At 37.1% G+C, this 13,857-nt stretch carries 9 protein-coding genes and 1 pseudogene; 7 read left to right on the plus strand and 3 right to left on the minus strand.

The features are described 5' to 3' along the window. Positions 1-71: 71 nt before the first annotated feature. From ACSBRB_RS00565 to ccpA, 3 genes are all read left to right on the plus strand, one after another. A complete protein-coding gene (locus tag ACSBRB_RS00565) occupies positions 72-1,430 on the plus strand; it encodes a prolipoprotein diacylglyceryl transferase (protein ID WP_435031144.1) in 1,359 nt (452 codons plus the stop codon). A gap of 329 nt (positions 1,431-1,759) precedes the next feature. Continuing rightward, on the plus strand, positions 1,760-2,851 hold the full coding sequence (locus ACSBRB_RS00570) for a bifunctional 3-deoxy-7-phosphoheptulonate synthase/chorismate mutase (RefSeq protein ID WP_435031145.1): 1,092 nt from the start codon (positions 1,760-1,762) through the stop codon (positions 2,849-2,851). A gap of 219 nt (positions 2,852-3,070) precedes the next feature. Next, on the plus strand, positions 3,071-4,063 hold the full coding sequence (gene ccpA, locus ACSBRB_RS00575) for a catabolite control protein A (RefSeq protein ID WP_435031146.1): 993 nt from the start codon (positions 3,071-3,073) through the stop codon (positions 4,061-4,063). A gap of 57 nt (positions 4,064-4,120) precedes the next feature. Here the strand turns inward: ccpA and ACSBRB_RS00580 are convergent, their stop codons facing one another. Both ACSBRB_RS00580 and ACSBRB_RS00585 read right to left on the minus strand, forming a co-directional pair. Continuing rightward, positions 4,121-5,278, minus strand: a complete 1,158-nt coding sequence (locus ACSBRB_RS00580) for an acetoin utilization protein AcuC (RefSeq protein ID WP_435031147.1) — start codon at positions 5,276-5,278, stop codon at positions 4,121-4,123. Between the two features lie 13 nt (positions 5,279-5,291). Next, complete coding sequence (locus ACSBRB_RS00585; RefSeq protein WP_435031148.1) at positions 5,292-5,924, minus strand: GNAT family N-acetyltransferase; 633 nt, start codon at positions 5,922-5,924, stop codon at positions 5,292-5,294. Positions 5,925-6,192: 268 nt separating this feature from the next. Here ACSBRB_RS00585 and acsA point away from each other — a divergent pair. The 3 genes and pseudogenes from acsA to tyrS all read left to right on the plus strand — a co-directional run bounded on the left by acsA (position 6,193) and on the right by tyrS (position 11,646). After that, positions 6,193-7,904, plus strand: a pseudogene (gene acsA / locus ACSBRB_RS00590) (acetate--CoA ligase). A 333-nt stretch (positions 7,905-8,237) separates the two neighbouring features. Further along, positions 8,238-9,905, plus strand: coding sequence for a formate--tetrahydrofolate ligase (locus ACSBRB_RS00595; protein WP_059107133.1), 1,668 nt, complete (start codon positions 8,238-8,240; stop codon positions 9,903-9,905). A 478-nt stretch (positions 9,906-10,383) separates the two neighbouring features. Continuing rightward, the gene (gene tyrS, locus ACSBRB_RS00600; RefSeq protein WP_435031149.1) at positions 10,384-11,646 is read left to right on the plus strand and encodes a tyrosine--tRNA ligase; all 1,263 of its coding nucleotides are present in this window, start codon (positions 10,384-10,386) and stop codon (positions 11,644-11,646) included. A gap of 68 nt (positions 11,647-11,714) precedes the next feature. On the opposite strand, the gene ACSBRB_RS00605 is transcribed toward tyrS, so the two are convergent. Continuing rightward, on the minus strand, positions 11,715-12,947 hold the full coding sequence (locus tag ACSBRB_RS00605; protein ID WP_435031777.1) for a S1C family serine protease: 1,233 nt from the start codon (positions 12,945-12,947) through the stop codon (positions 11,715-11,717). Positions 12,948-13,174: 227 nt separating this feature from the next. Here ACSBRB_RS00605 and ACSBRB_RS00610 point away from each other — a divergent pair, with 227 nt between their 5' ends. Next, a complete protein-coding gene (locus ACSBRB_RS00610; protein WP_435031150.1) occupies positions 13,175-13,798 on the plus strand; it encodes a lysophospholipid acyltransferase family protein in 624 nt (207 codons plus the stop codon). Positions 13,799-13,857: the final 59 nt, after the last annotated feature.

A 13,857-nucleotide genomic window follows, 5' to 3' on the forward strand; every position in this document is an offset into this window, starting at 1 on the left:
ACTTAACTCAAATGCACTTAAATGAGGTTTCAAACTTTGTTTAAGTGCATTTGTTATAGGAGGTTGTTATTATGGCACATTACAATAAAGACGAACATGATCGCAATGTGGATACGAACGATATCTCATCATACTTAGAAACATATTTTCACCGTGATTTTGTCTATGGCTTTTTAATTGGGACAGCCATTGGATCAGTGATTGGTTTAGTGACTACGCTCAAATCAAAATCAAAAGCAGATGCATCGAACCAAGCACCTGAATTTAATTCTAAAGTAATTGAACAAAGTAATCGTGAAAAAGCGATTGCCCAACAAAACGTTGAGGAAATCAATCGTTTAATCGATAAAGCGAACGAAGAAAGTAAGCATCTTGATGCTACGGATGCGACAGCAGAGCAACAAGCTATTCAAGCAGAAAGTTCAGAACACGGTTTAGCTACACCTGCACCTGAGCCACAACCTGAGCAAAAATCTGAGCCAACCAATGATTTAACATCAGATAGTAATAGTGATACATCCGTTGAACATATTGATGAATCAGCAACACCAACTTCTAAAGAAATGACAGCGCAACAAGATGCTATCCAAGAAGAAGCACATGATTCAAATGATGCACAAGAAGATGAAAAAAATGCAGACACAAATACATCTGCTGGCATTGCACAAGCAGCGAAAGATAAACACCAAGCGTTAGCAAATGACGACAATGTTAAAAGTAATACAGAGAATCTTTTAGCTGAAGAGAAACCACAACAAGCAGAAAAAGATCAAAAAGCCCCCAACTTAGTTACGGGTTCATCACAAAAAGATGCTTCAGAAGGTCTTGCACAAGCAGCAAAAGGGAAACAACAAGCGTTAGCAAATGACGACAATGTTAAAAGCAATACAGAGAATCTTCTCGCTGAAGAAAAAACACAACAAGCTCAAAAAGACCAAAAAGCACCAAACTTAGTGACACCAACTGCAAAAGAAACAGCTGAACAAGAGGGAGACGTTGAAGGCGACACATCAGTGGAACATATTGATGAGTCAGCGAATCCAACTTCTAAAGAATTGCAAGCGCAACAAGGTGCCATTCAAGAAGAGGCTGAAATTCAAGATGAATCAGAAGAAAATAATGAACCAGCAAACGCTACACATGAATTCACAACTGAAGGTATTGCACAAGCAGCGAAAGATAAACAACAAGCATTAGCGGATGATGATACAGTTAAAAGCAATACAGCTAATCTTTTACATGAAGAAAAACCAAATCAAACACATACAGATTATCAAGTACCCCATCTTGTGACGCAATCAGATGAAGACGACTTAGCTGATGTGAAAGCACATTCTAGTGATGAAACACCGATTTATAAAAAGAACAAACCAACGCAACAAGGTGAAAAATCAGAAGGTAAAATAGAGAAAAAATCTTTTGATGAATAATTAAACGGATAATAAGACAAATTAAAGACCGATATTTGATTGTTCTCTTTTAAACAGGCCAACTGTTAACCATGAGTCCAGTTAAATATTGGTCTTTTTAGTGTGGATTATAGCTATGTTTTAACGAAAAATTACACGCATTAAAAAAGATAAAAAGGCTTCCAATATACAGAAAATTCAGTTAAAATAGTCACTATGTTTCTCTCTTAAAGACTAACAGCGGTGTCGCTTGAATCAAAAGTATCAAATTGTTAGAATTGATATAAATAAGTATTTTATCACTTTAAAGCGAAACAAAATCATAAATTAAGAGCGTTGGGGTGACGAACATGACAGACAAAATACAGACATATAGAGAAGAAATTGTAGAAATAAACAACGAAATTTTAAAATTATTAACTAAACGTGGTGAAGTTGCGCAAAAAATTGGTGAAGAAAAGCGCAAACAGGGTACGGTAATCTATGACCCACAAAGAGAAAAAGAAATGATTAATGATCTCGTAGAAAAAAATGAAGGACCATTTAATGATAATGTCATCAAACAGTTATTTAAAGAAATCTTCAAAGCTTCTACAGACTTACAAAAATCAGAGAACGAAAAGCATTTATATGTTTCACGTAAATTGAAACCTGAAGATACTATTGTACAGTTTGAGAATGGTGCGAAAATCGGTGATGGACAAAAATCATTTGTCTTCGGTCCTTGTTCTGTAGAATCTCAGGAACAAGTGGATGAAGTCGCAGCAAACTTACATCAAAAAGGTGAGAAATTCATTCGAGGTGGGGCATTTAAACCACGTACATCTCCTTACGATTTCCAAGGCTTAGGTGAAGAAGGGCTACAAATATTAAAAAATACAAAAGATCGCTATGATTTGAATATCGTGAGTGAAATCGTCAATCCTGCTCACTTTGAAATGGCCGATCAGTACGTTGATGTATTCCAGATCGGTGCGAGAAATATGCAGAACTTTGAATTATTGAAAGAAGCAGGCAGAACACGTAAACCAGTCTTATTAAAACGTGGATTATCTGCGACTATAGACGAATTTGTCTACGCAGCTGAGTATATTGCTTCTCAAGGTAATAACAATATCATTTTGTGTGAACGCGGTATCCGTACGTATGAAAAAGCAACACGTAATACGTTAGATATTTCAGCTGTACCTATTCTAAAACAAGGTACGCATTTACCAGTGATGGTCGACGTGACGCACAGTACCGGATGTAAAGACATTATGATTCCAACAGCAAAAGCAGGTTTAGCAGTCGGTGCAGACGGTATCATGGCAGAGATTCATCCAGATCCTACTGTCGCATTAAGTGATAATGCACAACAAATGGATCTAGACGAATTTGAAACATTCTATAATGAAATAAAACCGTTAGCCGAAATGTATAACGAAGGTAAAATAAACTGACATTCAGTTAAAAGATGTATACCATAAAATGAATTACTATTTATCGCTTTATATGTTGCGATATCCTATTTAATTTGATTTTTAAGTTAACTTATTTTTATGACATCATTTTGACATTGTAAACAAAATAATTTTACTCATATAAAATTTATGGTACACTTTGAAAATAATATGAAAGCTTATATTTAAACCTTATAAAGCGGTTACAAGGAGGAAATCATGACTGTTACGATCTATGATGTGGCAAGAGAAGCTCGTGTTTCAATGGCGACTGTATCTCGTGTAGTCAATGGTAATCAGAACGTGAAACCAGAGACACGAGATAAAGTAAATGAAATCATAAAAAAATTAAATTATAGACCTAATGCGGTTGCACGTGGTTTAGCAAGTAAACGTACAACGACAGTAGGTGTGATTATTCCAGATATTTCTAATGTCTATTACTCACAACTTGCAAGAGGTTTAGAAGATATCGCAACGATGTACAAATATTATACAATTATTTCTAATTCTGATAACGATCCTGCTAAAGAAAAAGAAATATTTAATAATCTATTAAGTAAACAAGTTGATGGTATCATCTTCTTAGGTGGTACAATTTCTAAAGAAATGAAAGAAGATATCAATCGCACACCTATTCCAGTCGTTGTATCTGGTACAAATGGTAAAGATGATGGTGTCGCTTCAGTCAATATAGACTTTAAATCAGCAGCTGAAGAAGTCACACAACAATTGATAGATAGCGGAGCCAAAAACTTTGCATTTGTCGGCGGCGATTATTCTAAAAAAGCACAAGAAGAAGTATTGGAAGGCTTGAAAAATGTACTATCTCAATCTAACTTAGAACTCAAAGATAGTATGATCTTTAGCGGTAGTGAGATGTATAAAGACGGTATCCGTGCATATGAAGTGTTACAATCTGAAAAACCAGATGCAGTCTTATCTATCAGTGATGAACAAGCCATCGGTTTACTTCATAGTGCACAAGATAATAACGTAAAAGTGCCAGAAGACTTACAGGTCGTAAGCTTCAACAATACACGCCTTGTCGAAATGGTACGACCTAAATTATCTAGTGTCATCCAACCATTATACGATATCGGTGCGGTAGGCATGCGCTTACTTACGAAATTTATGAATGATGAAGAAGTGGAAGAACCGAACGTCATTTTACCACACCACATTGAATACCGTGGTACAACTAAAAAATAACATGAAAGACATTTATTAAAGGGCCACAATGGTGGTTACTTTAATAAATGTCTTTTTTTATTTAAACCAACTGATGACTTGGTTGGCATGTCTTAAATTCGTTTCGGTAATGGCTTCAGCACGTGGTAAGTATGGAAAGCCATGTTTGCCATCTTCCCAAACGGTTGGCAGTGGGTTAGGCGCATAGTGTTGCCACTTGCGTATCCATTCCTTGGAGATTGGCCCATGTTGAATGGGTTCATCGATTAATGCTAAAAACACGTGACTCCAAGCTCGAGGTACGACTTCCCATATGTTATAGCCGCCGCCTCCCATCATCATCACTTTGCCATCAGTATACATATCTGCTAAATCTTTGATAATGTAAGGTATTTGATAAAGGGCTTCAAGTGTACAACATAAATGTGTCAGCGGATCTAAATAATGAATATCTACCCCATGGACACTGAGTATAATGTCAGGCTGAAAGCTTTCGACAACAGGAGTAATTGATCGTTTAAAAACGTCTAAAAACGATGCATCTTCGGTATAAGGTTCTAATGGAATATTGACCGCATAGCCAAATCCTGTTTCATCTCCACGTTCTGTATAATGGCCAGTACCAGGATATAAATATTTACCGGTTTCGTGAATGGAATAACTCAGTACTTGATTATCTGCATAGAAACTCCATTGTGTTCCATCACCATGATGCGCATCTGTATCAATGACAAGGACACGCGCATCATAATTTTGAGTCAGATAACGTGCGGTGACAGCGATATCATTATAGATACAAAAGCCATTCGCTTTACCTGGCAAACTGTGATGTAAACCACCACCGAGGTGACAACCATTAGTGACTTCTCCTTGCATGATTTTGTCTGTGAGCTCGAGCGCACCTCCCACAATTCTCGCGCTATGCAAATGCATTCTGCGAAACGGGACCGTGTCTTCACCCCCAAGACCGTATTTTACTGCTTCGTTATCGTTTAAAATGCCGTGAGACGCGTGACGAATCGCCTGTATATAATCATACGTATGAATGAGTGCTAATTCATCATCCGTCGCAATCCTAGGCTTGATGATATGTGACGCTGTTAAAAAGCCCGAGTCTTGCAACAGCTCTGTCGTGAGTTTCAATCGCATCTGGTTAAAAGGATGATCATTACTAAAACGATAGCGCAAAATATCTTTCGAATAAACATACCCTGTAGTTTGTGAACTAAGATTCATAATAAGTCACTCCTTAAAAGAAAAAGCGATTCATAAAGCGTATATCATCAAAAGCTTGTTGTTGATCTAGTGTGATCCGTGAACCAATACGCGCCATGAGACAGTTAGCAGGGTGGCTCATAATTTCAGGATCATCTGTCGCAAAGATTTCTAAGCCCCCATGTGACATTAAGTTCTGCATGAGTTTTTTATATTCAAAAACATCTAACTTTGAATGCTTCAAATCCCAATGCCAATAATATTCTGTCGTCAGCACAATATAATCCTCATATTCATCTCCCGCCATACTCAACCGGATTAATTCACTACCTAAATGTAACGAGCGATAAGGTAGACTGATTTCAATCGCTCCAAGTTCGATGAGATAGGGAAGGTTTCCGGTTGACCATCGTTCTATTTCATCTGGATAGTGAAATGTGACATAGCCTACGATATGTTGGTCGTGATGTAAGACATAAATGCGTCCTTCTTCTAGATCACTGATTTCTTTCAAAGCTTCAAACTGTTCTTCATAAGGTCGAAATGCATTGAGTTTGTCATCAAATGTCATCGTATTCAATTGTGAGGAGGGTACAGGTCCTTCGATAATGAACGATTGTTGTTCGATTGTGTAGTTCTGGTGCTGATAGGTTTTAACATGTTCCATAAGATTCACCTCTTTTTTGCTGTGGTCTCAAGTGATGTTCTACTTTAATCATCATTGTGTATGCTATTTGTTACCGCCAAGCGTATGGTATGAAAGGATAAAGCGTATATTAGAGAAAACGTTTTCATTAATTATCTTTATTATACTCGAAAATCTATCAGCACGCCCACGCTTCGAAAATATTTTTAATAATATTTTGAAAATTGTAAAAAGATTGGTTATAATACCACTTAAGAAAGCGTTTTCATTTTGAAAAGGGGGCAATAAAATGAAAGTTGAAGTTTATAAAGGGGTCAAGGAGATTTCAATCTTAAAGATTACGAGCAAACGTATCAAGATTTCGATTGGAACGAGGTAGAAAAAGCATTTTCCTGGCATGAAACTGGCAAAGTGAATATGGCATATGAATGTATCGATCGCCATGTGGATAATGGTAAAGGCGACAAAGTAGCTTTAAAGTATAAAGACGAACGAAGAGAAGAATCATATACATTTAAAGATTTACAACAGCTATCGAACCGTGCTGCGAATGTGTTGAAAGATAAAGTCAATGTGGAAAAAGGTGATCGGGTATTCATCTTTATGCCACGTACACCTGAGCTATATATAACTTTGCTAGGTACATTGAAAATTGGGGCTATCGTGGGTCCGTTATTTGAGGCATTTATGGAAAAAGCGGTGACAGATCGATTGTCCGATAGTGAAGCCAAAGTCGTTATCACGACGAACAGTTTGTTATCAAGAATACCAAAAGATCAATTACCTCATCTGGAATCGATTGTCGTCGTGGATGATGACGTAGATGCATCATATGTAGACTTTAAGCAAGAACTCGAAGCGGCGTCAGATACGTTCGATATAGAATGGTTAAATCTCGATGATGGTTTGATTTTACATTATACATCGGGTTCGACAGGACAACCTAAAGGTGTATTACATGTTCAAAAAGCGATGTTACTCCATTATATTTCTGGTCGTTACGTGCTTGATTTACAAGATGACGATATTTATTGGTGTACGGCTGATCCAGGTTGGGTCACAGGGACATCATACGGTGTTTTTAGTCCATGGCTAAATGGCGCAACGAACTGTATTGCAGGGGGAAGATTTTATCCTGAGATCTGGTATAAGATGATTGAAACATTTAACGTAACAATTTGGTATACAGCACCAACTGCATTGCGTATGTTAATGAGTGCTGGTGATGATATCGTGCACAAGTACGATTTATCTTCATTAAGAAGTATCTTATCTGTGGGTGAACCGCTAAATCCTGAAGTGATTAAATGGGCGAAACATGTCTACGGTAAACGTGTGTTAGATACTTGGTGGATGACCGAAACGGGTGGTCACATGATTGTGAATTATCCTTCCATGGATATCAAACTGGGTTCAATGGGTAAACCGTTGCCAGGTATTGAAGCTGCAATTGTGGATGATCAAGGAAATGAACTAGAACCCAATCGCATGGGTAATTTAGCGCTTAAAAAAGGTTGGCCGAGTATGATGCACGCCATTTGGCATAATCCAGCTAAATATGAATCTTACTTTATTGGCGACTGGTACGTATCAGGTGACTCAGCTTACAAAGATGAAGATGGTTATTTCTGGTTCCAAGGTCGTGTTGATGACGTCATAATGACAGCGGGCGAGCGTGTCGGTCCGTTTGAGGTAGAATCCAAACTCGTAGAACATGCGGCCGTTGCTGAAGCTGGGGTTATCGGGAAGCCAGATCCTATTCGTGGTGAAATTATTAAAGCGTTTATTGCGCTCAAATCTGGCTATGAACCTTCAGACGAATTAAAAGAAGATATTCGTAAGTTCGTCAAAGAAGGACTCGCAGGTCATGCGGCGCCTCGAGAAATAGAATTTAAAGATAAATTACCGAAAACGCGTTCAGGTAAAATTATGCGTCGCGTACTGAAAGCTTGGGAATTAGATTTACCAGCAGGTGATTTAAGTACGATTGATGATGACTGAGTATGTATCAATGCTAAAGTATGACATTTAAATTAAAAATGATGAAGTTCACGTTGAAAATATAATTTGGCGTGAGCTTTTTTCATTTTCAATAGCATCTATTAACAAAATTTTTTCAGAAAAAATAAATCCCATCATGCTGCGAAATATTTTTATATTCAACACGAAAATGTAACAAATGTAACTTAAAAGTTGAAAGCGCTAACTTAAATATTAGACAATATATAATCAGTTGGTTAATATAACAGTGTAGGGTTTGTAACATCAGATCGTTGAGTTACACAAAATGTTACATCGTCTACTACATAATTAAATTAAAAGGGGCGAATCTAATTGGCACAATTATCTGACTTAGATATTGCAAATCAATCAACGTTAAAACCTATCGGAGAAATTGCTGAAGCTGCAGGTATCCCTGCGGACGCGTTAGAACAATATGGACATTACAAAGCTAAGATCGATATTAACAAGATCGAAGAAAAAGGGGAAAAAGGTAAAGTTGTACTTGTAAGTGCAATGAGCCCAACGCCAGCTGGTGAAGGTAAATCAACTGTAACAGTTGGTCTATCAGATGCTTTCCATGAATTGAAAAAAAACGTGATGGTTGCTTTACGTGAACCGGCTTTAGGACCAACTTTCGGTATCAAAGGTGGCGCAACTGGTGGTGGTTATGCCCAAGTCCTACCAATGGAAGATATCAACTTACACTTTAACGGTGACTTCCATGCCATTACTACAGCAAACAATGCACTTTCAGCATTTATCGATAACCACATTCATCAAGGTAACGAATTAGGTATCGATCAACGACGTATTGAATGGAAACGTGTATTAGACATGAACGACCGTGCTTTACGTCAAGTCGTTGTAGGTTTAGGTGGACCAACTAAAGGTGTTCCACGCGAAGATGGTTTCAACATTACAGTTGCATCAGAAATTATGGCCATCCTTTGCTTAGCTAATAACCTTAAAGATTTAAAACAAAAAATTGCCAAAATTACAATTGGTTACACAAGAGACCGTAAACCGGTAACTGTAGCTGACTTAAAAGTTGAAGGCGCATTAGCTATGATCCTTAAAGACGCTATCAAACCAAACTTAGTACAATCAATCGAAGGTACACCAGCACTAGTACACGGTGGACCATTCGCAAACATTGCACATGGTTGTAACTCAATTCTCGCAACTGAAACAGCTAGAAAATTAGCTGACATCGTTGTAACAGAAGCTGGATTTGGTTCTGATTTAGGTGCCGAAAAATTCATCGATATCAAAGCTCGTGAAGCAGGCTTCGAACCTTCAGCAGTCGTTATTGTTGCAACAATTCGTGCTATGAAAATGCATGGCGGTGTAGCAAAAGATGACTTGAAAGAAGAAAATGTTGAAGCGGTTAAAAAAGGTATCGTAAACCTTGAACGCCACGTTAACAATATTAAAAAATACGGTTTAGAACCTGTTATTGCATTAAACGCATTTGTTCACGATACTGAAGCTGAACAAGAATTCGTAGAACAATGGGCTAAAGAAAACGGCGTACGCCTTGCATTAACAGAAGTTTGGGAAAAAGGTGGTAAAGGCGGTATTGACTTAGCTAAAGAAGTATTAGAAGTCATCGACCAACCACAAGAATTCCACCAATTATATGATTTAGACTTACCATTAGAAGAAAAAATCGAAAAAATCGTTAAAGAAATTTACGGTGGTAGCAAAGTAACATTTACTTCAAAAGCCCAAAAACAATTAAAACAATTTAAAGATAATGGCTGGGATAACTATCCAGTATGTATGGCTAAAACACAATACTCATTCACTGATGATGCATCCGTACTTGGTGCACCAGAAGACTTTGAAATCACTATTCGTGAACTTGAAGCGAAAACAGGTGCTGGTTTCATCGTTGCCTTAACAGGTGCAATCATGACAATGCCTGGTCTTCCTAAAAAACCAGCTGCATTAAACATGGATGTTACTGATGATGGCCATGCAGTCGGCTTATTCTAATAAGCAATACTCTTTGTTTAACGCCTGAATAAACAAATCAATTCAAATGACACACAAGACGCCAATTTCCGTTCCAATTGGGATGGGGATTGGTGTTTTTTTGTTCTTATACTGAGGTGTAAAGTCCCGTCGTTTAGATGAGACATCTAATATAAGTTGACTTTCACATGCATTTTCATTATAATAATATGCAATTAGATATGGATTTTGAATTAAAGGACAAGTAGCATGATAGATTGTTTCAGAGAGTTAGTGGTCGCTGTGAACTAACACAAGATATGATGTGAATCCACCTTTTTCGCACTGTTTCGCGTAATTCAACGTTTGAGTTAATGAACGTATCATTAATAGAGTAATTATATTTAAGTAGTATGGTGGTACCGTGCAATCGCACCCTTACGTATTTGGCGTAAGGGTGTTTTTTATTGAAAATATACATAACGCACCATATTTTAAAGACGAAAGAGGAGGAATTGTAATGACAAACGCATTATTAGAAGATTTGAAATGGCGTGGGCTCGTTTATCAACAAACGGATGAAGCAGGTATCGAAAAACTATTAGATAATGAACAAGTAACATTATACTGTGGGGCTGACCCCACAGCTGATAGTTTACACATCGGACACTTGCTCCCATTCTTAACATTAAGACGCTTCCAAGAACATGGTCATCGTCCAGTCGTACTCATTGGTGGAGGTACCGGTATGATTGGTGATCCATCTGGTAAATCAGAAGAGCGTAAATTACTGAATGAAGCACAAATCGAGCAAAATGTTCAAGGTATTGCAGAACAAATGCATCGTTTGTTTGAATTTGATACAGAAAAAGGTGCTCAACTCGTTAATAATAAAGATTGGTTAGGTCAAATTTCTCTCATTGATTTCTTACGAGATTATGGTAAACATGTCGGAGTTAACTACATGTTAGCGAAAGATTCTATTCAAACACGTCTAGAAAATGGAATTTCATTTACTGAGTTTACGTATACGATTTTACAAGCTATCGACTTTGGTCATTTAAACCGTGAATTAAACTGTAAGATTCAAATTGGTGGCTCTGATCAATGGGGTAACATCACAACAGGTATTGAATTAATGCGTCGTATGTACGGTCAAACAGAAGCATATGGCTTTACGATTCCACTCGTTGTTAAAGCAGATGGTAAGAAATTTGGTAAAACAGAGGGTGGTGCAGTTTGGTTAGACCCTGAGAAAACAAGTCCATATGAATTTTACCAATTCTGGATTAACGTATCTGATGACGATGTGATTAAATTCTTGAAATACTTCACATTCTTAAGTCATGACGAAATAGATCGCTTAGAACAATCATTACAAGAAGCACCTCACTTACGTGAAGCACAAAAAGCATTAGCAGAAGATGTCACACGCTTTATTCATGGTCAAGACGCGTTGGATGATGCGATTCGTATTTCTGATGCATTATTCAAAGGTGATTTAAAATCATTATCCGCTGATGAATTGAAAGCTGGATTTAAAGATGTACCACAAGTTGAACTCAGTCTAGAAACAACAAACTTAGTCGATGCGATTGTAGAAACTGGTATTTCATCTTCTAAACGTCAAGCACGTGAAGATATTAATAACGGTGCCATTTATATTAACGGTGAGCGCCAACAAGATTTAAAATATGAATTATCTGAGGAAGATAAAATCGAAGGTGAATTTACGATCATTCGCCGTGGTAAGAAAAAATACTTCATGGTGAATTATAAATAATCAATGAGATATAGAAAGAGGAGTGAAAGCGATTTGGCTTTCACTCCTCTTTTTGTATGACAGATATATTATTCAAATAGGCTGTCGCTACTTTGTTCTTCACTTTCATCGTTGTTAGAAGACTGTTGTTCTTTTAATTCTACATCGATGTTTTGTGTATCTCCTTCACGATCTACAGTTAATTGAACAGTATCTCCTGGTTTTTTATTATCGTAAAGGTAAGAACGTAAGTCTGTATCTTCTTTGACTTTTTTGCCATCAATTTTTGTGATGACGTCACCTTTTTTAAGGTCATTGTTGCCGTCGACTTCAACGACATAGAGTCCTTCTTTTTCTTTAATGTCTAATTGATCTTTGTACGCATCAGGAATTTCATCTAAGTTGAGTAAACCAATGCCGATAGAAGGGCGCGTGATTTTACCATTTTCAACGAGTTGTTTGATGGTTTCTTTCACTTCGTTACTAGGAATTGCAAAACCGATACCTTCGACTTGTTCACTGGCAATTTTCATTGAGTTAATACCAACGAGGTTACCGTTAATATCGATTAACGCACCACCAGAGTTACCAGGGTTGATCGCTGCATCTGTTTGTAGCACGTTAACTTTATTGTTTCCTTCTGATGTATTCGTATCGATTGTACGTTCATTCGCTGAGATAATACCAGAAGTTACAGAATTTGCGAATTCTAAACCGAGTGGGTTACCCATTGCGAAGACGCTATCACCTGTTTTAACTTTAGATGAATCTGCGAAGTTAATAGCTTTGGTACCTTTTGTATCTTTGATTTTCAATACTGCAATATCAGTTAGGGCGTCTTTACCGATTAATTTCGCATCGACTTGTTTAGAATTATGAAGTTGAACAGTGATTTCATTCGCACCATCAATCACGTGGTTATTCGTCACGATATAAGCAGAGCCGTTATTTTTTTGATAAACGACACCTGAACCTGTACCTGCTTCTTCAGATTTCGATGTTTTGCCGCGAAGTAAATCTTCTAAGCTATTCGCTTTTTGCTTATTGATGACACCAACAATCGCAGGGGAGACATCATTGATCATTTCGTTTACTGAATCATAGTTGTCACTTTGACCATCTAATGTATTGCCGCCTTTACTATTCGTTGTTTGTTGAACTTCTGAACCGCCACTATTCAAGAATTTATTATCAACGAGTTTACCTATGCCCATGACGAGGAGGGCACCTAGGATGCCGGCGATTAAAGCGACAAGGATGGTTTTGAACCAAGGAAATTTAGGTTTACGTTCAGTCATATCTTCGTTTAGATTACGGTGCATTTCAGTATCGTAATCAGACTGATCTTGTTGCTCTTGGTTAGTGTTATACTCAGTCATGCTTTTCCTCCTTATAAAATTTTCTATATTCCATATTATCTATGTTTTTTAGGTTGAATGCTAGTAATCTACTGTACAACTTTGGACTGAATTTAAATTGTGCTTGTACCACCATGACGTAAATGATAGAATTTATAATTGATTATTAAGTAAACGAAGTAGGTGAAAGCATGTATAAATTTATCAGTTCGTTATTATACTTCTACTTACGAACATTAGGTAAAGGATTAATTGTTAAAGGTAAAGAACATATCCCAGAACACAATAAATATGTTGTCACTTGTACGCATGAAAGTTACAACGAAGTGGTTATGTTAGGTCTTGCACTATATCCGAATGAAATTCACTATATGGCTAAAAAAGAATTGTTCCAAAACAAATTTTTCGGTGATTTCTTAAAATCATTAAATGCTTTTCCAGTCGACCGTGAAAATCCTGGACCAAGTACATTAAAACAACCGATTAAATTATTGAAAGATAATAAAACAGTCGGTATTTTCCCAACGGGACACCGCACTAAAGGTAATGAAGAAGCACCGCTCAAACGAGGAGCAGTCACAATCGCAATGCTTTCTGGCTCACCAATCTTACCAGCGGCTTACGTGGGTCCTAAACATATTATGGGACTCATTACAGGCCAAGCAATGATTAAATTCGGTGAACCGATTGAAACGAAATCTTTACCTAAATCAATGAAACGTAATGAAAAATTAGAATATCTTACTAAAGAACTTGAAAAACGGACGAAACAATTACAAGCGGATCTCAAACAATACAATATTACAAATGACTGATAAATCATGATTGAAACCGAAATGGATGCTTTAGACATACCTGTTTCGGTTTCTTTTAT

This window comes from Staphylococcus auricularis, assembly GCF_051172115.1.
In the GTDB taxonomy this organism is placed as follows: Bacteria; Bacillota; Bacilli; order Staphylococcales; family Staphylococcaceae; genus Staphylococcus; species Staphylococcus auricularis_A.

Bases quoted from the DNA above. Each gene is read 5' to 3' on its own strand.
- ACSBRB_RS00565 (WP_435031144.1), top strand. From the start codon at position 72: ATGGCACATTACAATAAAGACGAACATGATCGCAATGTGGATACGAAC.
- ACSBRB_RS00570 (WP_435031145.1), top strand. From the start codon at position 1,760: ATGACAGACAAAATACAGACATATAGAGAAGAAATTGTAGAAATAAAC.
- ccpA (WP_435031146.1), top strand. From the start codon at position 3,071: ATGACTGTTACGATCTATGATGTGGCAAGAGAAGCTCGTGTTTCAATG.
- ACSBRB_RS00580 (WP_435031147.1), bottom strand. From the start codon at position 5,278: ATGAATCTTAGTTCACAAACTACAGGGTATGTTTATTCGAAAGATATT.
- ACSBRB_RS00585 (WP_435031148.1), bottom strand. From the start codon at position 5,924: ATGGAACATGTTAAAACCTATCAGCACCAGAACTACACAATCGAACAA.
- tyrS (WP_435031149.1), top strand. From the start codon at position 10,384: ATGACAAACGCATTATTAGAAGATTTGAAATGGCGTGGGCTCGTTTAT.
- ACSBRB_RS00605 (WP_435031777.1), bottom strand. From the start codon at position 12,947: ATGCACCGTAATCTAAACGAAGATATGACTGAACGTAAACCTAAATTT.
- ACSBRB_RS00610 (WP_435031150.1), top strand. From the start codon at position 13,175: ATGTATAAATTTATCAGTTCGTTATTATACTTCTACTTACGAACATTA.